The organism is Pedobacter metabolipauper (genome assembly GCF_004362715.1).
Classification (GTDB): domain Bacteria; phylum Bacteroidota; class Bacteroidia; order Sphingobacteriales; family Sphingobacteriaceae; genus Pedobacter; species Pedobacter metabolipauper.
Genome location: NZ_SNYC01000003.1, coordinates 366,072 through 392,646, shown reverse-complemented (window position 1 = coordinate 392,646; position 26,575 = coordinate 366,072). Strand labels below are relative to the sequence as shown.

At 42.3% G+C, this 26,575-nt stretch carries 26 protein-coding genes; 14 read left to right on the top strand and 12 right to left on the bottom strand.

Annotated elements, in window-relative coordinates:
* The first annotated feature begins 159 nt into the window (after window positions 1–159).
* A complete protein-coding gene (locus tag ATK78_RS01750) occupies window positions 160–1,461 on the top strand; it encodes a paraquat-inducible protein A (protein WP_243732408.1) in 1,302 nt (433 codons plus the stop codon).
* Window positions 1,448–2,773 (top strand): paraquat-inducible protein A, encoded by a 1,326-nt coding sequence (locus ATK78_RS01745; RefSeq protein WP_133574337.1) that lies wholly within the window; start codon window positions 1,448–1,450, stop codon window positions 2,771–2,773. Before ATK78_RS01750 ends, ATK78_RS01745 begins: the two co-directional genes overlap by 14 nt.
* A gap of 1 nt (window position 2,774) precedes the next feature.
* Here ATK78_RS01745 and ATK78_RS01740 read toward each other — a convergent pair whose 3' ends face one another.
* The 8 genes from ATK78_RS01740 to ATK78_RS22940 form a co-directional block, all read right to left on the bottom strand.
* Complete coding sequence (locus ATK78_RS01740; RefSeq protein ID WP_133574336.1) at window positions 2,775–3,704, bottom strand: hydroxypyruvate isomerase family protein; 930 nt, start codon at window positions 3,702–3,704, stop codon at window positions 2,775–2,777.
* A 25-nt stretch (window positions 3,705–3,729) separates the two neighbouring features.
* Window positions 3,730–4,746 carry an FAD:protein FMN transferase gene (locus ATK78_RS01735; protein ID WP_133574335.1) on the bottom strand — a complete coding sequence of 339 codons (1,017 nt, stop codon included), beginning with the start codon at window positions 4,744–4,746 and terminating at the stop codon, window positions 3,730–3,732.
* A 14-nt stretch (window positions 4,747–4,760) separates the two neighbouring features.
* Entirely contained in the window at window positions 4,761–6,086 is a 1,326-nt protein-coding gene (locus ATK78_RS01730) for a Gfo/Idh/MocA family protein (protein WP_133574334.1), read from the bottom strand.
* Between the two features lie 82 nt (window positions 6,087–6,168).
* Window positions 6,169–7,143, bottom strand: a complete 975-nt coding sequence (locus ATK78_RS01725) for a formylglycine-generating enzyme family protein (protein ID WP_133574333.1) — start codon at window positions 7,141–7,143, stop codon at window positions 6,169–6,171.
* Window positions 7,144–7,368: 225 nt separating this feature from the next.
* A complete protein-coding gene (locus ATK78_RS01720; protein WP_208112284.1) occupies window positions 7,369–7,956 on the bottom strand; it encodes a YceI family protein in 588 nt (195 codons plus the stop codon).
* Window positions 7,957–8,050: 94 nt separating this feature from the next.
* Window positions 8,051–8,755, bottom strand: coding sequence for a DEAD/DEAH box helicase (locus tag ATK78_RS22950; RefSeq protein ID WP_243732461.1), 705 nt, complete (start codon window positions 8,753–8,755; stop codon window positions 8,051–8,053).
* A 38-nt stretch (window positions 8,756–8,793) separates the two neighbouring features.
* Window positions 8,794–8,985, bottom strand: a complete 192-nt coding sequence (locus ATK78_RS22945) for a hypothetical protein (RefSeq protein WP_243732407.1) — start codon at window positions 8,983–8,985, stop codon at window positions 8,794–8,796.
* A 63-nt stretch (window positions 8,986–9,048) separates the two neighbouring features.
* Window positions 9,049–9,582, bottom strand: a complete 534-nt coding sequence (locus ATK78_RS22940; RefSeq protein WP_243732406.1) for a DEAD/DEAH box helicase family protein — start codon at window positions 9,580–9,582, stop codon at window positions 9,049–9,051.
* Window positions 9,583–9,798: 216 nt separating this feature from the next.
* Here ATK78_RS22940 and ATK78_RS01710 point away from each other — a divergent pair, with 216 nt between their 5' ends.
* From ATK78_RS01710 to ATK78_RS01675, 8 genes are all read left to right on the top strand, one after another.
* On the top strand, window positions 9,799–10,914 hold the full coding sequence (locus tag ATK78_RS01710; RefSeq protein ID WP_166664797.1) for a PAS domain-containing sensor histidine kinase: 1,116 nt from the start codon (window positions 9,799–9,801) through the stop codon (window positions 10,912–10,914).
* A gap of 211 nt (window positions 10,915–11,125) precedes the next feature.
* Entirely contained in the window at window positions 11,126–12,337 is a 1,212-nt protein-coding gene (locus ATK78_RS01705; protein ID WP_133574331.1) for a sensor histidine kinase, read from the top strand.
* A gap of 4 nt (window positions 12,338–12,341) precedes the next feature.
* The gene (locus tag ATK78_RS01700; protein ID WP_133574330.1) at window positions 12,342–12,782 is read left to right on the top strand and encodes a response regulator; all 441 of its coding nucleotides are present in this window, start codon (window positions 12,342–12,344) and stop codon (window positions 12,780–12,782) included.
* Window positions 12,783–12,821: 39 nt separating this feature from the next.
* The gene (locus ATK78_RS01695) at window positions 12,822–14,483 is read left to right on the top strand and encodes an ATP-binding protein (RefSeq protein WP_133574329.1); all 1,662 of its coding nucleotides are present in this window, start codon (window positions 12,822–12,824) and stop codon (window positions 14,481–14,483) included.
* Window positions 14,484–15,194: 711 nt separating this feature from the next.
* Window positions 15,195–15,554, top strand: a complete 360-nt coding sequence (locus tag ATK78_RS01690; protein WP_133574328.1) for a hypothetical protein — start codon at window positions 15,195–15,197, stop codon at window positions 15,552–15,554.
* Window positions 15,555–15,616: 62 nt separating this feature from the next.
* Complete coding sequence (locus ATK78_RS01685) at window positions 15,617–16,831, top strand: MFS transporter (protein WP_133574327.1); 1,215 nt, start codon at window positions 15,617–15,619, stop codon at window positions 16,829–16,831.
* Window positions 16,832–16,940: 109 nt separating this feature from the next.
* Complete coding sequence (locus ATK78_RS01680) at window positions 16,941–17,912, top strand: aldo/keto reductase (RefSeq protein ID WP_133574326.1); 972 nt, start codon at window positions 16,941–16,943, stop codon at window positions 17,910–17,912.
* Window positions 17,913–17,957: 45 nt separating this feature from the next.
* Entirely contained in the window at window positions 17,958–18,791 is an 834-nt protein-coding gene (locus ATK78_RS01675) for a helix-turn-helix domain-containing protein (RefSeq protein ID WP_133574325.1), read from the top strand.
* A 46-nt stretch (window positions 18,792–18,837) separates the two neighbouring features.
* On the opposite strand, the gene ATK78_RS01670 is transcribed toward ATK78_RS01675, so the two are convergent.
* Window positions 18,838–19,749 (bottom strand): helix-turn-helix domain-containing protein, encoded by a 912-nt coding sequence (locus ATK78_RS01670; RefSeq protein ID WP_133574324.1) that lies wholly within the window; start codon window positions 19,747–19,749, stop codon window positions 18,838–18,840.
* Between the two features lie 68 nt (window positions 19,750–19,817).
* The gene (locus tag ATK78_RS01665; RefSeq protein ID WP_133574323.1) at window positions 19,818–20,732 is read right to left on the bottom strand and encodes an alpha/beta hydrolase; all 915 of its coding nucleotides are present in this window, start codon (window positions 20,730–20,732) and stop codon (window positions 19,818–19,820) included.
* A 189-nt stretch (window positions 20,733–20,921) separates the two neighbouring features.
* Here ATK78_RS01665 and ATK78_RS01660 point away from each other — a divergent pair, with 189 nt between their 5' ends.
* The 3 genes from ATK78_RS01660 (at window position 20,922) to ATK78_RS01650 (ending at window position 23,200) form a co-directional block, all read left to right on the top strand.
* The gene (locus tag ATK78_RS01660) at window positions 20,922–21,725 is read left to right on the top strand and encodes an SDR family NAD(P)-dependent oxidoreductase (RefSeq protein ID WP_133574322.1); all 804 of its coding nucleotides are present in this window, start codon (window positions 20,922–20,924) and stop codon (window positions 21,723–21,725) included.
* A 19-nt stretch (window positions 21,726–21,744) separates the two neighbouring features.
* Complete coding sequence (locus ATK78_RS01655) at window positions 21,745–22,656, top strand: helix-turn-helix domain-containing protein (protein WP_133574321.1); 912 nt, start codon at window positions 21,745–21,747, stop codon at window positions 22,654–22,656.
* 139 nt (window positions 22,657–22,795) lie between these two features.
* Window positions 22,796–23,200: a VOC family protein gene (locus ATK78_RS01650; RefSeq protein WP_133574320.1), complete on the top strand. Its 405-nt coding sequence runs from the start codon at window positions 22,796–22,798 to the stop codon at window positions 23,198–23,200.
* Window positions 23,201–23,203: 3 nt separating this feature from the next.
* Here ATK78_RS01650 and ATK78_RS01645 read toward each other — a convergent pair whose 3' ends face one another.
* The gene (locus ATK78_RS01645) at window positions 23,204–24,994 is read right to left on the bottom strand and encodes a chloride channel protein (protein WP_133574319.1); all 1,791 of its coding nucleotides are present in this window, start codon (window positions 24,992–24,994) and stop codon (window positions 23,204–23,206) included.
* Between the two features lie 149 nt (window positions 24,995–25,143).
* Complete coding sequence (locus tag ATK78_RS01640) at window positions 25,144–25,545, bottom strand: putative quinol monooxygenase (RefSeq protein ID WP_133574318.1); 402 nt, start codon at window positions 25,543–25,545, stop codon at window positions 25,144–25,146.
* A gap of 246 nt (window positions 25,546–25,791) precedes the next feature.
* Between ATK78_RS01640 and ATK78_RS01635 the strand changes: the two genes are divergently transcribed.
* Window positions 25,792–26,559 (top strand): glucose 1-dehydrogenase, encoded by a 768-nt coding sequence (locus ATK78_RS01635; protein ID WP_133574317.1) that lies wholly within the window; start codon window positions 25,792–25,794, stop codon window positions 26,557–26,559.
* The last annotated feature ends 16 nt before the right edge of the window (window positions 26,560–26,575 follow it).

The window sequence follows — 26,575 nt, the reverse complement described above, 5'->3', positions numbered from 1 at the left end:
GTTGTGTTGATTTTAATGTTCTGCATTTTTAGTTGAACTAAATTACAAAACATCTACGAATATTTTCGTAATTAATTTATTTGGCATATTTCTCATGACAAGTTCGTAAAGTATAAACATTTAGCGCTTACAACTGTTAATGATGAAAATCAAACAAATTTGGAGAAGAAACCACATGTGCTAAGACTATTGCTGATCCTCGGTCTCAGCATTCTGCTATGCGCTGAAGGATATTTTGGATACCAGCTGCACGAACTTTCAGAACAGCAGGAACAGATCAAGGAAGAGTATTCCAACATCAATAACATTACGTTTGGACTGTTCTCCGTAGAGCAGTGGCGCGACAAAGTATCCGGGATCGTCAATCATCAGATTCGTGATTTTACCCTGACACCTCAACAAAAGAAAGAACTTAAAAAGGAAGTGGAAGACATCCTCCTCACACTGATCGATAAGGCAGAAGCTCTGGTCAATAAACCGAAAAAGACCATAGGCGGAAAAATCAAGAAATTCGCCATCAAAACGTTCGTCAATACAGACAGCATCAAGGCAAAAGTTCCCAGCTTCGCCACGAAAATCATTGCTAAGGTCGACAATCCCGACAACAAAAAGCAAATGAGCAAAATGGCGATGTCAAAGTTTGATGCCCTCGAACGTGCTGAATACCTGGACAGTACTGTTGCCGCAACCAAGGCAGCAACGGATAAGGTCTATAAAAAATATCGCGTTTCCTCTACCGAAGAATTAAACACGAAACTGATCTCCTCACTTGCTCGCATCAAAACGGCAACCTACAATTACTCATTTGCCATGCTCGGCTGCATCGTCATCGTGCTCTCGCTGTGGTGGATCTTTAGAAAACAAAGGGCGCTGCATGCCACCCTTTTCATCATGTCATTGATGTTTGCATTCATATTACTGGCCATCGGCCTAACGGCATCCATGATCGAAGTTGATGCCCGAATCGCATCGCTGGATTTCATGCTCCTTGGGGAACATGTCATCTTTGAGAACCAGGTGCTGTTCTTCCAAAGCAAAAGTATCCTGGATGTGGTAAAGGTACTGATGTCTCAATCCGCAATAGATTCGGTACTGGTAGGACTTTTAATCTTAGTATTCAGCATCCTCTTCCCCATCATGAAGCTGAGTGCCACGGGTATCCACCTGCTGAGCAAAAAGAAGATTGCCGAAAATAAGGTCATTAAATATTTTGCCTTTCAATCGGGCAAGTGGAGCATGGCTGATGTCATTGTCATCGCGATACTCATGGTCTACATCGGTTTAAACGGACTGCTGGAAAGCCAGCTGAAAAGCCTGAATATAAAAAGCGACCTCCTAACTGTCATCACCACCAACAATACGGCCCTGCAGCCCGGTTTCATCATATTTATCAGTTTTGTATTATACGGACTTGTTTTGTCGACCATACTAAAATTCATCACCCCACATGAGTCCCACTAAAAAAACGATCCTGCCCAACATCCTGCTGATCGCCGGATTGAGTATCCTGCTTTGCGGGGCGGCCTGGTGCGGCTACCACATCGCTGCGCTATCTGCACAGCAGAAAGAGATCAAGGAAGATTATAGTGTGGCCAATAACATCACCTTTGGCATTTTCTCCGTAGATCAGTGGCGCGAGAAGATCGCACTGATCGTAGACGGAAAAGTCACTAATTTCGAAATGACTGCAGCACAGAAAAAGGATCTGCAGAAAAAAGTAGAGAAACAGCTAAACGGTTTGATCGGTACGGCGGTAGCAGAGATTACCAAACCGCAGAAAAGCATTGGCGGCAAACTGAAAAAACTCGCTTTTAACGCATTTGTCGATGCCGATGACCTTTATGAGCAAGTACCAACTTTTGCCAGTACCATCATCAGCAGAGTCAATAGCCCGGCCAGTAAAAAAAGGCTCAAAAGCATCGCGACCAGCAAAATTGACCAGCTCGAAAAAGAAACGTTCGACAATACCAAGCCAGCGAGTGCTACGGTAAGCGAAAACATTTACAGCAAATACCAGGTATCCAATACCGTCGGTTTTGAGAAAACGATCAGTGCTCAGCTTGCCGCCATACATACACAAATCTATACGTACATGTATGCCATGTTTGGCTGTGTGCTTTTGGCCCTTTGTCTCTGGCTGCTCATGAGAAAACAGGTGCGTCTGTATACCACGCTTTATATCATGTCCCTTTTGTTTGCTTTCATCCTGCTATTGGTGGGGATCACATCTACCATTATAGAGGTCGATGCGCGTATCCAGTCGCTCAACTTTACCCTTCTTGAAGAGAAACTTGCATTTTCAAACCAGGTATTATTTTTTCAAAGCAAGAGTATCCTGGGCATCATTACCGCGTTAATTGAAGAACCTAAACCCGATGCGGTTGTGGTTGGCATACTGATCCTGCTCTTTGTGATCATCCTCCCGATCCTGCGAATGATTGGAAAGGGTATCCATATTTGGGGCAGGGACAAATATTCCGAAAACAAGGTTATCAGATACCTGGCTTTTGACCTGGGTAAGTGGGACATGGCCGATGTGATGGTAGTCGGAATCGCCATGACCTACATCGGCTTAAACGGAATCTTAAAAAGTCAGCTCTCCAATCTCAATATTCAGGAAGAGTTGTTATCTACGGTTACGCAAAACAATACGAGCTTGCAGCCCGGATACTTCATCTTTGTAGGCTATGTGGTCTATTCGTCCATATTGTCCCTGATCTTAAAACGCATCATACTAAAGCCATCCGTTCAACAACCTGCATCCGGACAATAGTCTACATAAAGGCATCACATTCCCGGTAGGCCTGGATTAGCCGCTGCTCCCCTTCCTTACCCGGTTTAGAGTTGCCATGTTCCATGCCCATAACCCCTTTATAACCTTTGTTGTAAATGTGTTTAAAAAGGTTTTTGTAATTGATTTCACCAGTAGTAGGTTCATTCCTTCCCGGATTGTCACCAATTTGGATGTACGCAATTTCATCCCAGCATCGGTCCATATTGACAATCAGCTGTCCCTCTGTTTTCTGCATGTGATAAATATCGTACAGGATTTTACAGGCCGGACTTTGTACCGCTTTACAAACCGCAAAGGTTTCATGGGTCTGCTGCAGAAAAAGTTCTGGCGTATCGCTTAGCGTTTCGAGCACCATCACCAGCCCATGAGGCTCAAAGATCTCGGCACCGGCACGCATGGCATCCACAACGTTGGCAAATTGATTTCCGTAGGGGAGCTTGCGCTCATAAAATCCCGGAACTACGGTTAACCACTTCGCATTACAGCGCTTGGCTGCGTCTACAGAACGTTTGCAGGTATCCACAAATTTATCCTTGAACTCCTTTTTTCCAGTTGTTAAAGCCGTTTTCCAGTTGTCACCACCATCAACAACAAACACGCCCATTCTCATTCCGAGTTTTGCAAGCAGGTTTCCTATTTTAGTTTGCTCTTCGATAGATCTGTTCAGATAGCCATTGTCTTCAATAGAACGGAACCCCTGATCATACATAAATTGAATTTGATCCAGGAAAGCATCACCTGCACTGTTCTTAAACATGCCCTGGTGCGGCGCATAATCCAGGTTAAAGGTTTTACCAGCAGCAGTCAGCGGTCCTGCTGAATCTATAGCAGCCGATCCCGTTAGCGAAGATCCCGCAACAAGGGCACCTGTGGCCATGAAGCTATTTTTTAGAAAATCTATCCTGTTCATAAGTTTGGTTTGAATTGGTCAGTAACTAATTTAATGATTTATCTGATATTATTTTTTTAAAGCCTGCAGTTAACGTATCCGCTACCCGGCCATCTTTCAGATGGTACACCAGATAGGCGGCCATTCCTCTTTGTTGATTCACAAAAGCGATGGCCTCATCCATATCCATAGCCATCAATGCATTATCGTATCCATCTGCAGTGATTGCATCTTTGGCATAGACTGTAACACTGATCATGCTCGTGGTTAAGGGATAGCCGGTTTTGGCATCGATCAGGTGAGATATCCGCTTACTGCCTTGCTGAATATATTTCCTGTAATTGCCTGAAGTAGTGATTGCTCCTTTGCTGAGGTTTACAACGTGCTTGATCACAGGTTCTTCCTGGCCATGATCTGCCGGTCCTTCTATGCCGATCTTAAACGAAGTTCCGTCAGGCTTTGGCCCTCTAACCCTAATCTCACCCCCTATCTCTACCACGAAAGCTTTAATCCCTTTTTTTAAAAGATAATCTGCAACCACATCCACGCTGTAACCCTGGGCAATGCCATTGAGGTCTACCTGCAAACAGGGGTCTTGTTTTTGAAGAAAACTTCCCTTCAGGGTTAGCCGGTCCATTCCAACACAGGCCATCATCTGCTCAATAGCGGCAGTGTCCGGAAACGATGTTACCCGTTGGGCTCCAAATCCCCAGGCCTGTACCAATGGCTTCACCGTTACGTCGAACTTACCTTTTGTAGTGTGATATACCTCAAAAGCTTTACGCATCACGGCACTAAAATGCGGATCGAGTTCCATGCCAGTTTCGGCCGCATTAAACCTGTTAATTAGGGAATAAGGCTTATAGAGCGACATGGAAGAATCAATCTGGAGCAAAATACTGTCCACAGTACCTTTGGTAACCAGGCTATCGGCTGCAAAGTACTTTACCGTATAGTCGGTACCTTGCGCATAACCGTGTATGGTATACTGCCGCTGATTCTTCTTTAACAGAAATGTCAGCAGCAGTATAGCCAGAATAAAGGTTGGCCTGGTGAAAAACATTACCTGAATAACGTTTAGATCACCTTCGTTCTTCCCGGTGTCGGAATTGGGTATAAACCATTTGCATCAGGTACTACCTTAGGCATGGCAGTCCAGCTCAACTCATCTGGAAACAAGCTGTTGTCTGCATTTAATGCATCTTCCCATTTGATTTTTTTACCTGAATAAGTCGCATAACGGCCAATAATGGATGTCATGCAGCTGATCGCACCGCGCTCGGCATCTTTATATTTAAATTCTCCTTTGGCAATAGCCGCAAAAAGTTCATCATGCTCTACCTGGTAGGGATTGGGGTTCACCTTTAGGCTATGGTTAAACAATACGGTTCCTTTGGAATCCCAAATTCTTCCAACATTGCCGCCTGCATCAAAAAGAACGCGGCCTTTTGTTCCCTGGAAACTTTCATCCACGCGGTTATCAATGCCTTCAAAATGGCGGCACTGGCTATGAATTACCGCACCGTCCGCATAGGTCAGTTCTACAGAGTGATTGTCATAAATTTCACCGTAATCTTTTCCCGTTCTCCAGGCGCGGCTGCCGGTTCCCTGTACAGATACCGGATGTGCATTTTTTATCCAGTTGGCAATGTCAATGTTATGGACATGCTGCTCTACAATATGATCGCCGCATAACCAGTTAAAATAATACCAGTTGCGCATCTGGTATTCCATTTCCGTCTGATTAGGCTGACGTTTCTTAACCCAAACCCCACCGCTGTTCCAGTATACCTGTCCGCCGGTAATATCTCCAATCATTCCATCCTGGATGCGCTGCATCCCTTCCCGGTAATTGGTCTGGTACCGGCGCTGAAGCCCCACCACCACATTTAATTTCTTCTGCTCAGCAATTTTAGCGGCTGCAAGTACCCTGCGGATGCCTGGAGCGTCTACGGCAACCGGTTTCTCCATGAATATATGTTTACTCTGGTTAACAGCCTCTTCAAAATGGCCTGGTCTGAATCCTGGAGGCGTAGCTAAAATTACGACATCAGCAAGCGCAATGGCTTGTTTATAAGCATCAAAACCAACAAAACGGCGTTCTTTAGGAACGTCCACCTTTGCGCCATATTTTGTAGAAAGGTTTTTGTATGCTTCTTCAAGCCGGTCACTAAAGGCATCAGCCATAGCCACCAATTTTAGGTTCTCTTTGGTATTCAGTGCCTGGAATGCCGCTCCGGTTCCCCGGTCGCCGCAGCCAATCAACGCAATTTTTATGGTATCGTCAACGGATGTATTGGCACCGGCAAACGCAATTCCGTTCAGCAGGACTCCCCCGGTCAGCAGAACCGATTTCTTTAAAAACTCACGGCGCTCATTGGCGCCCATTTCTTCAGTATTCATTGTAATTTAGGTTTATATGTGGTTGGTTTAATAATCTTTAATGGTTCTAATCGTCTTTATTGATTCAATCGTCGATGTTGGTTTAAAAGTCTTTAATTGGTGCTTTATTGTAATACGCATCTATAAATTCTTTAGACGGCTTAACTAAGGGCCTCACTAATCTTAGGCCGACAAAAGGTGCTTCAGGAAACCACCAGTTACTTTTAGGGATCTGGGGATCAAGCTGTTTCCATACCGGATCTGAAGGAAGCCTTGCAGACGATCTGGAATCAGCCGCAATATCATTATAGGCTCCGCCCCGAACCACATTGGGATAGAGCTTTTCAGGTACGGCAATTGGGTTAGCGGCCTTGTCTTTAGCTACAGCTGCATAGAAATCTGGCAGATACTGATCATAGGTCCATTCTGCAACATTGCCATGCATGTCATACAATCCCCACGGGTTTGGCTTTTTTTCGCCAACTTTGTGCGTCTTTCCTTCGCTGTTCGCATCATACCAGGCATAGTCGCCAAGCTTGGATGCATCATCTCCAAAAGAATATTCGGTAGCTGTCCCTGCCCGGCAGGCATACTCCCATTCCGCCTCAGTCGGCAGTCGATAGAATTCTCCTGTCCGCACATAAAGCCATTTGCAAAACTGGATGGCATTGTAATGCGTCATTGCCAGCGCAGGCTGGCCTTCCTTACCCATTCCAAAAGTCATGTCAAGATAGGGCTTGGTAGGCCTGGTTACCGCATCAACATTTGCAGGCACCGCACCTATGTTATTAGAGGCTTCAAAATCTTTATATAAAAAGGGTTCATAAATATCCCAGGTTACCTCATAGGTTCCGATCCAGAACGGATCAACCTTAACCGCATGCACCGGCTGTTCATCAGCTTTTCCTTTTTTGCTTCCCATAACAAACTGACCGCCTGCTATGCCCTGCATTTCAAAAGATAGCTTGGTACCATTTATATCTTGCTTATAGGCCCCGGGGAGTTCCTGAGCGGTTGCAAAACCTGCAGAAAACAATAAAACTAATAGAAATGACGGCTTCAACCTTATGATAAACATGGATACATTATATATTAAACCTTAGTTAATTATAATCTAAAATAGAATCAAAAAGCCACACATCAAAATCTAATAATCTTTTAAATTTTATAACATCCAAAAAACACCTGCAAATACCAAAATTATAAACGTGAATCTTAGTCCCGAATAGAAAATACTGGAAATTTCTCCAAAAAAAAACCTGCTCAAAAATGAGCAGGCCTTCCACATTCCATTAAGGAAAGATTATTTTTTAGCTACCAGTTTCACACCGATCTCAAAATTATCATCAATAGCTTTGTCGCCAATGCTGTCAAAGAATGATTTTGAACCATATCTGATGTCATATTTGGTTCTGTCTACAGTGATCTTACCTGCAAGTGCAGAAACCGTACCATCGGCATTTGTAGTTACCGAAGCAGGGAAGCTTAATGGTTTAGTAATTCCTTTGATGGTCAAATTACCACTAACGGTTAGGTTTGCACCTGAACCAGCAACTTTAGTGATCACGAAAGTTGACGTAGGGAATTTAGCCGAACCAAAGAAATCATCTGCTTTTAAGTGACCTTCTAACTTGTCGCTACCATCTGCATCTTTAATCGCAGTCATGTCAATTACAAATGAACCGCCTGTTACGTTTTTACCGTCAACATTTAATGATCCTGATTTTAAAGCGATCGTTCCATTGTGAGAACCGGTTACTTTTTTACCGATCCAGGTAATAGAAGATTTGGCTGCATCAACCGTATAAGTAACTGGTTTAGCGCCATTTTTAAACGCTGACAATGCAAGTATAGCTACGAATGCAAAAATTGAAGTGATTTTTAATTTCATTTTTCTTGTTTTAAGTGGATACAAAAGTAGCATTCGCATTTCATACCGGCATTGATCTATGATAAGAATTTCATAAAGGTGTGTTCCATTTGTTTTATACTGCGGTTTTAATCAGCACCCTGCGCCCCATAATTTTTTGTACCAGTTTTTTGAGTTTTGACCGGTAATCTTCCTTCAGCCAGTCTGTATAATTCTTAGTCACCTTACCCAAGCACTTCCCATATTGCTTAATCCGCCAGTCAATTTCTTTATCTAATTCGGTAGTCAGCTCCAGCGCCCCGGCAACAGTGCTGCTATTGTCAACACACATAAGTGCATGTTGGCGGATCGAATCGCGAATGACGATCTTAGCCTTTTGGCCATTCTCTATAGCTGACTGGTGAGCCGACTGAACGTCAAAGGAAATTTCCCTGCTTGCGGGGAATTTGCTTCGCATATCGGAGGGCATTTGATGCGCTTCATAACTCGTTTTGGTATTCAGCATTTCATGATAAGCTTCCGGGTTTTCGAATACGTGCTTCCAGTCTATCGGCGCAGTCCATTCTCCAAAACGGTCAGTATTATTTCCCAGGTCAATGATCCCAAAGGTCTTCTTTTGAGGCAGCCTTCTGGAACCCCTTCCAATCATCTGGTGGTATGAGGTAAGCGAAGTTGTCGCCCGGTTCAGAATCACGTTCTGTATTGTAGGCTCATCAAAACCTGTAGTTAATATAGATACCGAAGTCAGGATCGCCCCCTTTGTTTTCTTTAACCATTTTAAGATCTCTTCCCGTTCCGCGCTGCTGGTCTTATTATCCAGATGGCGGATCGGATAACCCAGGGCTGAGAATACCTGCTCTACTTTTCTGGAGTAAATATCCCATTATTAAAAATGAGCGTTTTCTTATTTTTAGCATGGCTTTCATAAGCATGGACGAGCAGGTCAAGCATAGGCTGCGAACTGTATAGTTCATCGGAGGTGCTTACCGTAAAATCGCCATGAATACCTGTTTTTAATGTATTCAATTCAACATCGTACCGCCAGGTCATAGGTCGGGCGAGAAAGCCCTGACCGATAAGTGAATGAATTGGCTCGCCGGTTACCAGCTCATCTTAGTTTTTACGCATTGGCAGGTTAACATCTGAACTGAAAGGAGTAGCAGTAATCCCAATAACAGATGCCCCGGTAAACTTACCCAGCAATTTGTGAAAGGAATTGTGGTGCGCTTCATCAACGATGACTAAACCTACATCATCGGTATTGATCACGCCATCCTTAATTCGGTTTTTAAGGGTTTCAACCATCGCCACATAGCAGCTATAGCCGTCTTTTGCCGCCAGCTTTTTGACCGAGCTGTCAATCACCTTGTTACGAATGGACGTCATTTTTAACGCAGCAGATGTCTGTCTGCATAGTTCCGTACGATGGGTAAGTACAATTACTTTCTTATGATATTTCCTGATGAACCTTCCAGCAATTTCCGAAAAGATCACGGTCTTACCACCGCCGGTAGGCAGCTGATAAAGCAGGCGGTAACCGGCTTTATTTTGTTCCAGCTTATCCAGCAGCAATGTAATGTCACTTTCTTGGTAATGGTATAATTTTTTTCTAATCGTGGTTCGTTGATTGTTTTCAGAAATTTCCATAGCCATACAACTTATTTGCTAAAAAAAAGTTTGGCACCAGCAATATAATCGTACAATAAATCCCTTTCATTCATTAACTGGTCCTGCCTTTCCAGTTGGTCAATAAAACAGTGGCACCTGCAATTGCAGTGACGCGGCAAACCCTTTAGATGAAAGACGATGTACCAGAACGGTTTTCTTTTGTTAAATTATTTAGTTGTAATTTTGAACAAATTAATGAACGTGAAAATCACCTCCTATCAAGAGCTTCAGCAACAAGCCGCTGCATCCCAAACCCGCATAAAGGATTTGGAAGCGGTGAATGAAGAACTTGTTGATTTTATTGAAAACGCTGCGCTTCCCTTACACTGGGTAAATGGCGAAGGGATCATTACATGGGCGAACCAGGCTGAGCTCACAGCACTGGGCTTTGATAAAGACGAATATATAGGGCAGCCGATCAGTAAGTTCCATGCAGACCAGCATGTCATTGGCGACATTCTTTCCCGCCTAAAAAACAATGAAACCCTGCACAACTACAGGGCCCGGCTTAAATGTAAAGACGGAACGATCAAACACGTGCTGATCAGCTCCAACGTGTTAACAAGAGACGGAAAATTTATCCATACCCGCTGCTTCACCAGGGACATTACACCGATTGTACTGGAAGAGCAACGCAAAAATGATTTTGTTTCCATGGTCAGCCATGAGCTTAAAACACCACTGACCTCCATCCTGTCATACATACAAGTAATGCTTTCCAAATATAGCAAGTCTGACGATACCTTCCTTAGCCAGGCTTTAAGCAGAACAGAAAGCCTGGCAAAAAGTATGACCAAAATGATCAATGACTTTCTGAACATGTCACGATTGGAAGAAGCTAAAGTCACACTTAATCTTGAGCGTCTGGAACTTCACCTGTTAATCCAGCAGGTAATCCAGGAAATACAACTGAACAGCCACACGCACAATATTCAATTTTCCCATAGCGGAATAATGTATATTTCAGCAGACCACGCTAAATTGGGTCAGGTATTGATCAATCTGATCAGCAACGCGATAAAATATTCACCGGAATCAAGCACAATCACCGTCGGTTACGAGCCTTATGGAACTCAGGTAAAAATTTATGTTCGCGATCAGGGTATTGGCATTCAGGAGTCAGATCAGAAACGTCTATTTGAACGTTTTTACCGGGTTGAAAACCATGCTACCAAACATACCACCGGCTTTGGGATCGGCTTATATCTTGTGGCTGAAATACTGCGTTATCACCACACCAAAATTGAAGTTGAGAGTTCAGCAGGAAAAGGATCTACATTTTATTTTTTACTTCCTATAAAAGCTAACTGAAAAACAAGCGAAAAAGCCACAGCAAGTACCAATTAAATCTGTTAAGTTGCAAGTACCAAAAGAATAGATGCCAGGCATCTCCAGTACAGGGCTCTTATAAGTTAATCACCAAGTTTCGTTATATTATGTTAGCTTTATACACTTTACAGAAAGGACGCTAGAAACCCTCATCATCCTGTACGGATCTATTTATCTATAACAAGTACAGGCCATGAAAGAAACAGACTCTAACAAATTATCTATTGCCAACCGGGAAATCGCGTTTCAGCACCAGGAAAAGGAAGATCGGGCAGCTGAACTGATCATAGCCAATAAGGAACTGCTCTTCCAGAATGAAGAAAAGGAACAAAGAGCGGCCGAATTGGTCATCGCGAATAAAGAACTCGCCTTTCAAAATACCGAAAAAGAAAAACGTGCAGCTGAACTGATCATTGCCAATAAAGAACTGCTCTTTCAAAATGAAGAAAAGGAACGCAGGGCGGCTGAATTGGTTATTGCAAATAAGGAACTCGCTTTTCAAAATACAGAAAAAGAAAAGCGTGCGGCTGAACTGATCATTGCGAACAATGAACTTGCTTTCCAAAACGTAGAAAAGGAAAAAAGGGCCCAGGAATTAATAATAGCCAACAAGGAACTCAAAAACGCACAGGACGACATCCGTAAACTAAACGAAGGTTTAGAACAAAAAGTAATCGACCGAACAGCCGAATTAGAATCTGTTAACAGGGAACTGGAATACGTAAACAAAGAATTGGGCTCATTTTCCTATTCTGTTTCTCATGATCTGCGTGCCCCAATTCGCGCCATTAATGCATATACCAAGATCATTGCAGAGGATTATGGCAACAAGCTAGATGATGATGGGAACAAAATGCTCGCTTCTATCATCAACAATTCCAAGAAAATGGGCATACTCATTGATGATCTGCTTGCATTCTCTAAACTTGGAAGAAAACAAGTCATTCTTCTGGAAACCAATATGATAGATCTGGTAAAGATGGTTATTGAAGAATTGGTATTTGATGAAGGGGATCATATTCCAGTCTTTAACATCCATGATCTTCCAGCTGCCAGTGGTGATAAATCATTGATCAAACAGGTATGGGTAAATTTAATTTCTAATTCCATCAAGTACTCCAAATACAAGCCAACGACTCAAATTGAAATTGGCGCCTATGAGCAGGATAACCTCATGGTATATTACGTGAAGGATAGCGGGGCGGGATTTGACATGAAATATTACGATAAGCTTTTCGGCGTATTTCAGCGCCTGCATTCTCAGCAGGAATTTGAGGGGACAGGAATTGGCCTGGCCATTGTCCAAAAAATAATAGAGAAACATAAAGGAACAGTCTGGGCGGAATCAGTCGTTGATGAAGGCACTACGTTTTATTTCAGTTTACCAAAATCATTTAAAATATAAAGATATGAATTACGAAAATGTGGAGATCTTGTTCGTGGAAGATAGCGCGGATGATGCCATACTTACGATAAGAGCGCTTTCAAAAAGTGGATTTACCAATAAGCTCCATCACGTAGTGGACGGTGCGGCAGCGTTGGATTTTTTGTACTGCAGGGGAATTTATTCAGAAAGGGATAAAGCACAGCATCCAAAACTTGTTTTGCTTGATCTTAAAATGCCAAAGGTATCCGGAATCCAGGTACTGGAAATCGTTAAATCAGATCCTGATCTTAAATCCATTCCGGTGGTGATGCTGACGTCTTCAAACGAAGGGCCCGACATAGAAAGATGTTTTGAACTGGGTGTGAACAGCTACATCGTAAAACCTGTGGACAGTGATAACTTCTTTCATGCCATTAAAGAGATCGGCTTTTACTGGATGATATTAAGTCAGCCAGCTCATTAACTTGTCATCCGAAAAATTAGCGATAAACCAATTAAGCAGATGTCTGAAAATATGATCAAAGTTTCCAAAGTCCTGATTCTTGAAGACAATGAAGATGACGCCGATTTACTTTGTCGCGAACTGAAAAAATCAGGCTTAAACTTCATTCCTAAAATCGTTCAGAAACAAGATGAATATGAGACTTCACTTATAGAATTCCTGCCTGATATTATCGTTTCAGATTACTCCCTTCCCTCCTTTGATGCGGTTACTGCATTTCAGATCAAACAATCCTTATCTCCGCTTACCCCTTTTATCATTGTTTCCGGAACTATTGGTGAAGAAAATGCAGTTGAACTGATTAACAGTGGTGTAAGCGACTACGTTTCCAAAAGCAATCTCTTTACACTCTCTGCTAAAATCCACAGAGCTCTAAAGGACGCAGAAATCATCAGGGAAAAATTAATCTCTGATGAGAAAGCAAAGGTCCAGGCAGAAGAATTGATGGTTGCCAACCGGGAACTTCTGCTCCAGAATAAAGAAAAGGAAAAACGGACACAGGAACTGCGCAGGGCAAACGAACTGCTCATTGATGAAAAGGAAAAGGTTAGGCGGGTCAACCAGGAACTCTCCAAATTAAACACGGAACTTGAGGACAGGGTTGCGGCCCGTACAAAGGCTTTGGCAAATAGTGAAATTCGTTTCCGTAACATGATGGAAACCATTCCTCAAATTGCCTGGACAAATACCGTAAAGGGTGAAGTTGATTTTTACAACCAGCGCTGGTACGATTATACCGGACTTGACGATGCGCAAACCCGGTTGAGCGGTCTTACTTCGGTGATCCATCCGGATGATCTGAAAGAAAGCTTAAATCAGTTCGGTTTTCTCCGCAAGAGCGTTGATGGCGGGGAGTTCCAAATCCGTGCCAGACGTACAGACGGCGAGTACCGGTGGCACCTGATCCGTTTAATACCCATTAAGAACGTGAATGGCCGGACCAGACAATGGGTTGGAACAGCTACAGACATACAGGAACTTAAAGCACTACAGCAACACAAGGACGATTTCATCAGTATAGCAAGTCACGAATTAAAAACACCCATAACGACCTTGAAGGCTTCCCTTCAGTTGCTGGATAAGATGAAGGACAATCCTAGTCAGACCATGCTCCCCAAGCTGATTACCCAGGCCAACAAAAGTCTGGAGAAAGTATATGTACTTATTGAGGATCTCTTAAATACCAGCAAGGAAAATGAGGATCAGCTTCAAATTAAACAAATCAAGTTTAACCTGTTAAAAATCATTACTGAATGTTGTGAAAATTTATCCGGTGACGGTATTTTCAAAATCAATGTTCAAGGCGATCCAACCCTGGAAGTTTATGCAGATGTTGTCCGCACCGAACAGATCGTGATCAATTTCATCAACAATGCGATGAAGTATGCCCCGGATTCTAAAGAGATTGAGGTTAGGGTTGAACAGCAGGCCGGCATGGCAAAAGTCTCTGTAATTGACAAAGGTGCGGGTATTCCTACGCAAAATCTTCGTTTTCTTTTTGACCGTTACTATCGGATTAACCATGGCGGAAGCGAATACACGGGTTTAGGGCTTGGCCTATATATCTGCGCTGAAATTATCAAGAAGCATCATGGATTGATCGGCGCTGAAAGTGAGATCGGTGTTGGCAGCACGTTCTGGTTTACGCTGCCTGTTGCCTAACCTCTCCTATTAACTCACAAGAAAATCACATTTTCATCCCGGCCTTTGGCAAAGTACCTTTCAGAACACATTAGAACACCTGTAAGATCAGGTTGTATTTGGCAGCAGATCGGAGGCACACGTGTTGGACATTGGGCTACATTGAATTCAAGTAAAATATAGGTTAAATCCAGGTTGATTCCAAGTATTTACGGGAATACATGGAAGGAACATGAAAAATACATGGATAGCACATGGATTTAATGTACACTCATGTGCAGGACGTATGCCTTCAGACTATGTCCTGTCTTACAGAATTTAGCTGGAATGAGACCGCTCGTTACTTTTGGATTCAAATACCTATTGATCTCGTTATTCCTATTTGAGATAAACAAATTCCAATCTCAAATTGATGTCGATTAAGCATTTATGTATTTGCGTTTAAATTAATTAAAATCAGATCATCAAATACGATCCCGTTTTTAATCACTGGTTTAAAAAATGATAAATCGATCCGTTTAACTAGTCGGTGGGCCTCTATAAATATTGCTGTCCATGCTCAATTGCCACTGCATAGTTAACCCGATATAGCAAGTTAACCACTGTTTTCGTAGGGTTTTGTGTAACAGCAAAACATATTGATTATCAATAATTAATGTGATGCTGCGCATCATTTCCTAATCAAGTATTTAAGAATTTTGAATGCCGGATAAATGGTGAAATAATAAATACATGATGAAAAGTAAACAGATTCTAAAGTACTACCGGGTAGACCGGTATGATACCACAATCATTGAAATTTCAATAGATGATTTTAAGGAGGCGAAAAAGAATAAAGATCAGAAATCTCCTTATCGCGTTTACGCCGGCTTAATTTTAGCACTGGAAAATGCAAAAGCTGATGCCTTAACTTTCATCAATGAGCTGGTTAGAAAAGGAGAAGATGGGTTACCTGAGCTTTTACAATACAGAATCGATCATTATGAGGACTTAAATATCAATTTGATAGAAGCCAATATTAGAAAAATCGAAGATGCATTGATGATTGATCCCAATTACCAGTGGCAGCCATACCGCATAAAAAGTAATTAAATTCAATGCCGTAGGTCTATTGCTTTTGTTTTTTGGTAGTTTTGCCTACCAAATAAACATCCATGTTCAGGCTAATCTTCCATACGTACAAAACATCATTTACCGGCCTAAGCAAAGAAACCTGGCTTTTGAGTATTGTCATGATGTTCAACAGGTGCGGCAGTATGGCGGTTCCTTTTATGGGCTTATATGTTACTCAAAGTCTGCACAGAAGCCAGATCGATGCCGGATTGATCATTACTTTGTTTGGCGTAGGTTCAATATTAGGTTCTGCAATTGGTGGAAAGCTGACGGATGTGATCGGATTCAGACCTGTACAGATCTTATCGTCCGCTATTGGAGGGGTATTGTTTATCTTATTCTCAACCATCACACATTTCCCTGCGCTCTGTATTTTATCGGTAGTCATCAGCTTTTTCTCTGAGGCCTTTCGTCCGGCGAACTTTACGGCTGTTGCCCACTATGCAAAAAAGGATACCATAACCCGCTCCTATTCCTTAAACAGGCTTGCCGTAAATATTGGCTGGTCGGTGGGTATTAGCCTGGCGGGGATCATTGCTTCTTTCAATTATAAACTTCTGTTTGTTGTTGAGGGTGGCGTAAGCATTTTGGTTGGGCTTTCCATTTTCTTATTGCTGCCAAAAGTGACCGGCTTTATGAAGCAAGCCAAAGAAAACAAACAAAAGATCGCCATCCTGAAACCCTGGCAGGATGCCTTTTACCTGCAATTTATTCTGTTAACGACCTTATTCATCACTTGTGCTTTTTTGATGTTTAGGGTGGTTCCCGTTTTCTTTAAGGAGCAATGGCATATTGATGAACTCGCAATCGGGATCATCATCGGAATAAATGGGGCGATCATCGCGTTGTTTGAAATGATCCTGATCAACAAGATCGAGAAGAAAAGATCACCCATGTTCTTCATCATCATTGGGGCTGTCTTCTTTGCCGTATCTTACCTCCTGCTCAGTGCGCCTGTTATTTTTCATGTAGCCACAGCCGTACTTACCATTGTTGTCTTTACTATCGGAGAGATGTTTGTGCTGCCTTTTATAAATACGGTGGTGATCAGCAGAAGCAATGAACACAACAGGGGTTTATATGCTGCAGGCTATACGTTAAGCTGGTCTTTTGCACAGGTGATTGGCCCCATGTCGGGATTCTACATTGCCAAAGAACTGGGATATAACTGGCTTTGGATCGGCCTTGCGTCTTTGCTTTTGTTATGCGCTTATGGTTTTAGTGTATTGAACAAAAAACATACGGCAGTCCTCTAAGCTAACCCGAATAAGTTGAGCTGTACAGACAAGTAATTTGAGCCATGGAAGAAATTGGCCCTTGCCTGTATCGTTCATCTTTGTATTGTTAATTCAAAACACAACAGCCATGAAAACAATATCAAAAATACAACTCGGCAATAATGGCCCATTGGTGTCCAAACTCGGATTAGGCTGCATGCGCATGTCTTCCGTTTGGGGAGGCCCGATGAATGAGGAAAGTGAAAGTATCGCCACCATCCAATCTGCATTGGATAGCGGTATAAATTTTTTAAATACAGGCGACTTCTATGGTGCCGGTCACAATGAACTGCTGGTAGGCAAGGCCATCAAAGGCCGGAGGGACGATGCTTTCATTAGTGTTAAATTCGGGGCAATCTTTTACAATGGCCAATGGATTGGCCTGGATATCCGTCCTGCAGCCATCAAGAACTTCATCAACTATTCTTTGGTACGTTTAGGTATAGAAACCATTGACCTGTATCAGCCCTGCAGACTGGATGACAGTGTTCCTTTTGAAGATGTGATTGGCACTATTGCCGATTTGATCAAAGAAGGAAAGGTACGTCATCTCGGTGTGTCTGAAATTACTGCAGATCAACTGCGCAAGGCGAACAGCATATATCCTGTAACTGCGTTGGAAATTGGCTATTCCTTAGCCGACCGCCAGATAGAAAGTGAACTGCTTCCTGCGGCAAAAGAACTGGGCATTGGTGTAGTCGCATTTGCCAATACTGCCGAAGGACTGCTTACCGGTGAGATGAAGGCTCCCCTTGCTGCCGGCGACTACCACAACCATTTTTCGCGTTTTCAGGGAGAGAACCTGATCAAAAACCTGGAGAAAGTTGAAGTACTAAAGGCTATGGCAAAGGAAAAAGGTTTTACCCCTACCCAACTGGCGATTGCCTGGGTGAATGCACAGGGTGATCATATCATGCCATTGGTAAGCATGAGCCGCAGATCCCGGTTACCGGAAAACACACAGGCAATGGACATCACCTTCAATGCGGATGAGTTGAATACCCTGAACACGAATTTTGCTTCCGGGTCGATACTTGGCGCTACCTACTTGCAGCGTTAACAGACGGGGCTGTCTATAAGCCCCGTCTTTTTATATCTTTACGTAATGATAAATCCAACTGAAGTTGTTCCCGGTGTATTATTCTATTCCTATTATGCAGCTATGCGGAAGGAAAAGGTCGCATTTCTGGAACACAACATCCTGGTTATGCAGATTTCAGGCCGTTTTACCATGGAAACTGCCAGCGAAAGGTTCTCTATGGAACAGGGAGAGCTGCTGCTAATCCATAGGAATCAATTGGGAGAACTCACCAAGACTCCGCTGAATGGCGAAGACTATCAAACCATTGTTATTTGTTTGAAAGAAGATCTGCTCCGGCAAATCGCGCTTGAAGAGCAAATAGAAATCGGGGGGAAATACACCGGTCCCCTCAACATCCTCATTCCCGGAAATGATTTTCTTCGTGCTTTCTTTCAATCGGTGATGCCTTATGTGCGCCATCCGGATGAAAAGGTAACCAATGCAGTAGGCCTGCTAAAAGTAAAAGAGGCCGTACAGCTGCTTCTGCATACCATGCCTGAACTTAAGGATTTTCTGTTTGATTTTTCAGCGCCTTATAAGATGGATCTGGAAAAATTTATGCTCAGCAATTTTCATTTCAATATACCTGTTGAAAAGTTTGCCCGGCTCACGGGAAGAAGCCTTGCCGCGTTTAAGCGTGATTTTCAAAAAATATTCGATAAGGCACCCCGGCAATGGTTACAAGACAAACGGTTGTTAGAAGCCTGTCACCTGATAGAAAAAAAGCACCGGAAACCATCTGCAATTTACCTTGACCTTGGATTTGAAAGCCTCTCGCATTTTTCTCATTCTTTTAAAAGAAAATTCGGACTGACACCAACTGAACTATTTGAAAGGGAAAAGCATATCCATCATTAAAAACACATGGCTCCATCGTTTCGAAATGAGAGGTTCTGTCAGGCGGTTAATTAAACTTTTGCCGGAATTCTAATGGGGAGATACTGGTTTTCTTTTTAAACAGCTTATTGAACGACTGCGGGTATTCAAAACCCAATTGATACGCAATTTCAGCGACTGACAGATTGGTTACAGACAAGTATTCCTTTGCTTTTTCGATCAGTTTTTCCTGAATGTGCTGCTGGGCACTTTGCCCGGTAAGTGAACGTAAAAGATCACTTAAATAATGCGGGGACAGGTTAAGCTGATTGGCCAGGGATTCAACGCTGGGTTGTCCGGCTTTTAAGGTTTCTTCACTTTCAAAATACGCGTTCAGCAATTGTTCCATCCTGGACAGGACATCATGGTTATTCACCTTTCGGGTTATAAATTGCCGCTCGTAAAAACGTGTGCTGTAGTTTAACAACAGCTCAATCTGACTGAGCATAATATCCTGGGTATTCCTGTCGATATGCTGATATTCTTCTTCTATTTTAAGGAAAAGATCTTCAATGTTCCTTTCTTCCCTTTCCGAAAGGTGAAGTGCTTCATTGACCATGTAGGAAAAGAACCCATAACTTTTGATGGCTGCCGCAAGCGGATGTTTAAAGAGAAAATCAGGATGGAACATCAGCACGTATCCTGTTCCTGCTCCATTATTTGGCAAATTGGGTTCTATTAAATCCAGTACCTGAACCTGTTTTGGAGCAGTAAAACTTAACATTCCTTTATCAAAATCGTAATAGTTTTGTCCATACTTCATCTTGGCCTGAACATCTTTTTTTAAGGATATGCTGTAAAAATTTGTAGAAAACCTTTTTAAAAGGTCATCATTTTTAAACCGTATATCTTCAAGATGAACAACACTGATCATGGGATGCAATGGGTCTGGTACCGATAATAACCGGTGGAACTGCAATATGGAATCAATGCTATTCATTCTTTTCTTTTTACAAATTTAAGAAAGACAAAGTCAAAAAAGAAGTTGTCTCCCTGAACACTAATTGTTTACAAATTCTCCTTAAAAAAAGGTGCCAGTTTGGCAAGCGCTTCTGTTGTGGCCTGGGGTTGGTCATACAGATCATAGTGACTTGCTCCTTTAACCACATGGATGCTTTTATTTTTAGAAGCTGCTTTATTATACAAGGTAAACCCGTCCCTGTAAGAACCAAAGGCGCCTACCTGATCTCCAACGATAATCAGCAAAGGCTGTGTTAACAGGTAATCAGCCAAATTAAATGCATCGAATGCGATGGTAGTTCCCATACTTGTAAAGCGTAGTTTGTTAGCAGACCTTTCATGTGCTCCCCTTGACGTTCTGTAATACTCCACAGCTTGTACCATATCCATTTCTGTAATGCCCGCTTGCTTTGCATCTTCAGGAGATTTCGGCGTCCAGTTTACAATCATCGGCTCTGCACCATTGGCTTCCGCTGTGCGTTGTCTGCCTACAGCTTCCAGCATTTGTATAGGGTCGGTTTCCCCCTCCTGGTAAGCGCGGCAAAAATTAGATGCGACCACGGTTCCTACGGCTCTAATCCGTTTTTCTGTAAGGGCAGCATTGACCGCATAACCACCGCCTGCACAAATACCCAGTACACCAATCCGGTCTTCATCCACATAAGCCAATGTTGTCAGGTAATCTACCGCACATTTGATATCCTCTACCCGCGTTGCAGGATCTTCCAGATCCCGGGGTTCTCCATCGCTTTCTCCCTGGAAAGAGGCGTCAAATGTAAGGGCTAAAAATCCATCTTCAGCTAGCTTTTTAGCATAATGACCTGCGGTTTGCTCTTTTACACTGCTTCCGGGATGTACACAGATGATCGCAGCATATTTTTTGTTTTCATCGAAATGATCTGGCAAATGAAGATTGGCTGCCACATCCCAGCTTCTATTTTTAAATTTAACTGACTTTTGCATTTTATAGAATTTAAATTATGAATACAAATTTCAATAAAAGGCAAAGGTTCCATGTTGCCAAATGGTGTTTAGTTGTGTCCAAACTGGATGGTTATTTGATTTAACCGACTTTTAAACACAATCTCCGGACATGTGGATACTTTTAAGTTTATGATTTGCAGCAACTTTGTTCCATAGATTTTAATAAAAATGAAAGTAACATTAATAACCGGAGCATCAGGTGGAATTGGTGAAGCCCTTGTAAACAGGCTTGCTGAACGGAAGCAAGACCTTTTGCTCATTGCCCGCAATGCCGAAAAGCTTGAAGAACAATGTATTCAACTGTCCAAAAGGTTCGGGATCAACGCTCAATTTATCGCAGCTGATCTGTCAAAACCTGACACTGCGGAACAGATCTTTGAAGAAACACAAATGCGGAACCTGGAGATAGATATGCTGATCAATAACGCAGGAATCGGTTCAGGTGGAGAATTTTCAGCACTGTCGTTAAGATCGGAATTGGATTTGCTCCAATTGAACATTTCATCTCTGGTGGCACTCACACATTTATTTTTGCCCCAGATGCAAAATAGAAAAAGTGGTACGATTGTCAATATTGCGTCTATGGCGTCATTTATGCCGATTCCTTATATGGCTACTTATGCGGCCAGCAAGGCTTTTGTCAGTTCGTTTACCCAGGCTATCACTCAGGAATGTATACCCTACAATGTTCATGTACTGCTATTTTGCCCGGGACTAACCAAAACCAATTTTAACGCTGCAGCAGGTATAGATAATGAGAAAGGAGCTGGTCTTAGCTCAGACTATAAAAATGCACCTGCACAAACACCTGAACAAGTCGCAGATGAAGCAGTAAAAGCCCTGGATCAAAGAAAACAATTTGCGGTATCAGGAAGAATGAACCGGTTGGGTGCAAATGTGCTCGCACTTATCCCGAATTCATTTATTACCCGGAACTTTGCCAAATTGTACCGGAAAAGATTAAAAATGTAATGTGTAAATTTGAGTTGATATGAGCAACGATCATTTGACTATACATTTTAAGACCATCTCCCATCAGCATCAGTTATTGAGAATAGCTAAACCTAAGCATCCATTATTTAGTATTATCCGCTTTGAAGATTTTCCTAAAATAAAAAATGAGGGGCGTATAAAACTGATCTCTGATTTTTATCAGATCACACTAAAGAAGGAATGTCCCTGTAAAATGCAGTACGGGCAAACGGTATTTGACTTTGATGAAGGAATCATTTCTTGTTTTGCACCAAAACAAGTAAACTTTATTGATAAGGATTTTACTTTTGCCACTTCAGGTTGGCAGATATCTATACATCCTGATTTTTTAAGAACCTATCCTTTAGGACTGAAAATAAAAAGCTATGGCTTTTTTGATTATGTAATTAACGAAGCTTTGATCCTTTCTGATGAAGAACAACGGTCCATGGAAAATATCTTTGAGCAGATTGAGAAGGAATATCAATTACCGATAGATAATTTTAGTCAGGATGTGATTATTGCTAATCTTGATGTATTGCTCTCTTATTGCAACCGGTATTACAACAGGCAGTTCATTACCCGCAAAGTAAACAATAGCGAGATGCTGAGTAAAGTTGAACAATTACTGAACACTTATTTTGAAAATAAGGATCATACTGGATTACCTACTGCTGGTTATCTGGCGTCAGAATTAAACTTATCGCCTAAATACCTGAGTGATTGTTTAAAGCAGCTTAGCGGACAAACCACACAGCAACTGATCCATGAGAAGCTGATTGAACAAGCCAAAGATCTGTTAACTTCCACAGCACTCTCTGTGAGTGAAATTGCGTATCAATTGGGTTTCGGGTGCCCTCAATCGTTCAGCAAATTGTTTAAGAACAAGACTAGCCAGACACCGGTTGAGTATAGGCAATCGTTTAAGTAAACGGCATGTACGATATTCACCCAATGAATACCGGATGCTCAATTAAGAAAGAAGGATATGATTTTATGGCAAATTTGGTAATGTCCAAAAATAGATGGAAATTGCTTAACAGGTTGTTCATAAAAACATTTTATTAAACATGAAAAAAGTAACGGGTCTTGGCGGTGTATTTTTTAAATGCGATAATCCGCAAAGTATGAACGAATGGTACGCCAAAAATCTTGGATTGGAAACCAGTGCTTACGGAACAACCTTTGAATGGTGGCAGGCCGATGATCCATCAAAAAAAGGATCCACCTCCTGGTGTGCATTTCCACAGGACACCAAATACTTTAATCCATCTGACAAGCCATTTATGATTAATTACCGGGTGGAAGATCTCGTGATGCTGGTAGACGAATTAAAAAAGGCCAATGTGACTATTGTTGATGAGATTTCTGAGTATGATTATGGCAAATTTGTCCATGTGCTTGATCCGGAAGGAAACATCATTGAGCTTTGGGAACCAAAAGAGGATTTAGATCCGGATCAAACGGCAGGGTAAAGGCTAATCCATATAATCTGCTTGTCTCATTAACAGGGAGCGGTATTTATTAAAGATGGAGGTCTTTGATACAAATCCCATGAAACTGTGATCGGCGTTGATTACAGGAAGCACCCATACCTGCTCCCGTTCCATTTTCAGCAGAACAGATTTAAGATCATCTGTAACGTTAACCTGGGCCGGGGTTCTATGCAGCAAATGATCTGCAGTGAGCAGGTCTTTGTCCGGATTTTTCATCATCTCACTGAATACTTCTTCTACATACAGTAACCCCTTGAATGCACCACTACCATCCAAAACAGCACACAGGTTGCGTTTAGAATGGATGATTTCATTGATCTTCGCCGAAAGAAGATCATGATCGTTCAACTGCAGGTAATCCTTTTCGATCAGGTACCGTAATTTCATCTGGCTCAGTACCGTGGTATCCTTATCTTCATAAGAGAGCAGTTCACCTTTGTCTGCCAAAGCCTTGGTATAAATAGAGTGTTTCTGAAAACTGCGGTTGATCAGGTAAGAAATGGCAGAGGTGATCATCAATGGCACCATCAGTACATACCCGCCTGTGATCTCTGCGATTAAGAAGATACCGGTTAATGGTGCATGCATGATTGCACTCAGGGCTGCTGCCATTCCGGCAACGATAAAATTGGCCGTGTTTAAGTGAATGAAACCGGTAAGATTTACCGCGTAAGCGAATATAAATCCCATTAAGCCCCCCATGATCAAACTGGGTGCAAAAGTACCTCCGTTTCCTCCGGCTCCAAGAGTAACCAGTGTAGCGATTGATTTTGCAAAGATCGTAACTACTGTAAAGAGAATGACAAGGGACGGAAACTGATTGTAGCCCGCAAATATACTGTTGTTGATGACGCTGACGTAATCGCCCCGTAACAGGTTTTTAATGGTGATGTAACCTTCTCCATACAAGGTTGGAAACAGAAAAACCATGAGTCCCAACATCAATCCACCGATCACTACTTTCTTATAAGGGTGGGTAATTTTATAGAAGAAATTCTTAACAAAATAATTTGCCTTAGTAAAATAAATTGAAAAGAAGCCAATGCATATGGCAAGCAAAACATAGAATATAACCGCATTGACCGCCCATCCTTCAGTCACCAAAAAAAAGAGCTGCTGATTGTAAAACAACCTCGCAACTACTGCCGCCGTTGCAGCCGAAAGCAGCAATGGGATAAATGCAGGGATGCTAAACTCTGGTAAGAGTACCTCTATTGCAAAGACAATACCTGCAATCGGACTGTTAAAAGCGCCGGCAATACCTGATGCCGCTCCACAAGCCAGTAACATGGTTACTTCCTTATAGGAAAGACCAAGGAAGCGTCCAACGGTAGAGCCTATTGCCGAACCACTGGTTACAATTGGTGCTTCCAATCCAACTGAACCGCCAAACCCTACCGTTATTGCAGAGGTAAAGATCTGTGAGTATATATTGTGTGTCTCTACCTTACTGGACTTCCTGGATATGGCGTATAACAAGGGTGTTAAGCCTGTTTCAAACTTAGACCGTCTGATAAAGTAGCGGACATACAGCACGGTTAAGAAAATTCCGATAAGCGGGAAGAACAGGTAAAGGTAATACTTGTACTTCCACTGCCAGCCGGACTGCAAAAAATCCTCAATATGGTGCGTGAGGCCCTTCAATAGTGCCGCAGCAAGTCCAGCCAATATACCCACTACAATGGCCAGGATGATCAAAAAATTACGGTTTGAGATCTTCAGCCTTCTGTACTGATTTAATCTGTCCATGTAATTGGTGAATTGAATTTGCATAGGCTGGTGGTTTTAATACCCTGCAAATATAAGGACGTTTATTCTTTTTCCGTTCCCCTTTATCATAACTGCTCATCAGTAACCGGTTCGAGCCAATCTACTATACCCTTCTTCCGGATTTGTGTGCAAATGGGATCTGGTGGCTTGTATTATTTGATTTTTAACTCAGGGATCAGTGGATCTGTATCAATAAGCTCCAGTTCCCTTACCATGCTCAATGTGCTATTTTTATATTTCAAAAAATGCGGTGTTTTGATATGCAACTTGTAAGCTTCTTCAGTAGCATACATTTCCAGTATGGTCAGATGTGTGGGTTTTTCTTTTTCAAAGACAGCATACAAAGTCAGTACACCCGCTTCTTTGCTTACAGAAGCTTCAATTTCCTCTTTTAAAAAGACTTTATACCTTTCCAGCTGTGCGCTATCAATAACTAATTTTGAAAGGCGTACTTTCTTTGGAGCGGACGGATTTTTATTGGTATTGCACGCAGTTATTAAAGCGATCAGTGAAAGGGCCCCAAAAATAACCGGCAGTTTATGATATATTTTCATTTGACTATAGTTTTATTTATAACAGTTGCGCTGCTACTCTAATGTGCATTACACTTACCTTTTGTACAAAGCTGCAACATTTTACGGAATTGAAGCATACTCAACTTACGATTTTGTTACGCAGATTATGGAATCATGCACCTGGATGCTGTGACCGTGACATTTATCACCTAAATTTTGCGTCAAATGTCCTTGGACTGACTCGCAAAAGTATCTGAAATTTGAACCGTAAAAATCAATAAAAACATGAAATTAAAAGATAAAGTAACAGTTGTTACCGGGGGTAACAGCGGGATAGGATTTGGTATTGCAGCCGCTTTTAAAAGCGAAGGTGCAGTTGGTACGATCACAGGCAGAACCCAAAAAACACTCGACAGCTCAGTTCAGCAGCTTGGAAATGATTTTATCGGAATTGCTGGTGATGTGACCAGCATGGATGATCTGGAAAGGATCTTTAAACAGACATTTGACAAATTCGGAAAGATAGATGCCCTGGTCGTTAACGCTGGCGGCACTGTTGAAGGTGCAGAAATGGGACCAGTAACAGAGATTGGAGAAGTTAGTTACGATAAATACATGAACCTAAACCTAAAAAGTGTTTACTTCACAGTTCAGAAAGCACTTCCATATCTGAATGATGGAAGTTCGATTGTGCTGATCGGTTCTACCGCCGCACATCGTGCAGCACCGGGAATGTCTGTCTATGGTGCAGCTAAAGCTGCCGTGATCTCCTTTGCCAAGGGATTTTCGCTGGATCTATTGGCCAGAAAAATCAGGGTGAATGTGCTGTCGCCAGGCACGATTGATACCCCTGCCTTTGATAAACTGGTACCTGAAGACCAGGTGGAGCAGGTGAAAAAGATGTGGGTAGATCTGATACCTGCCGGAAGAATCGGACAACCGTCTGACATTGGTAAAGCCGCTGTGTTCCTTGCATCGGATGAATCATCGTTCATACTCGGTACCGAGATTATTTCAGATGGTGGGATGACAACCATCAGCCTGATGAAATAAAGTAATCTTTGGAAAA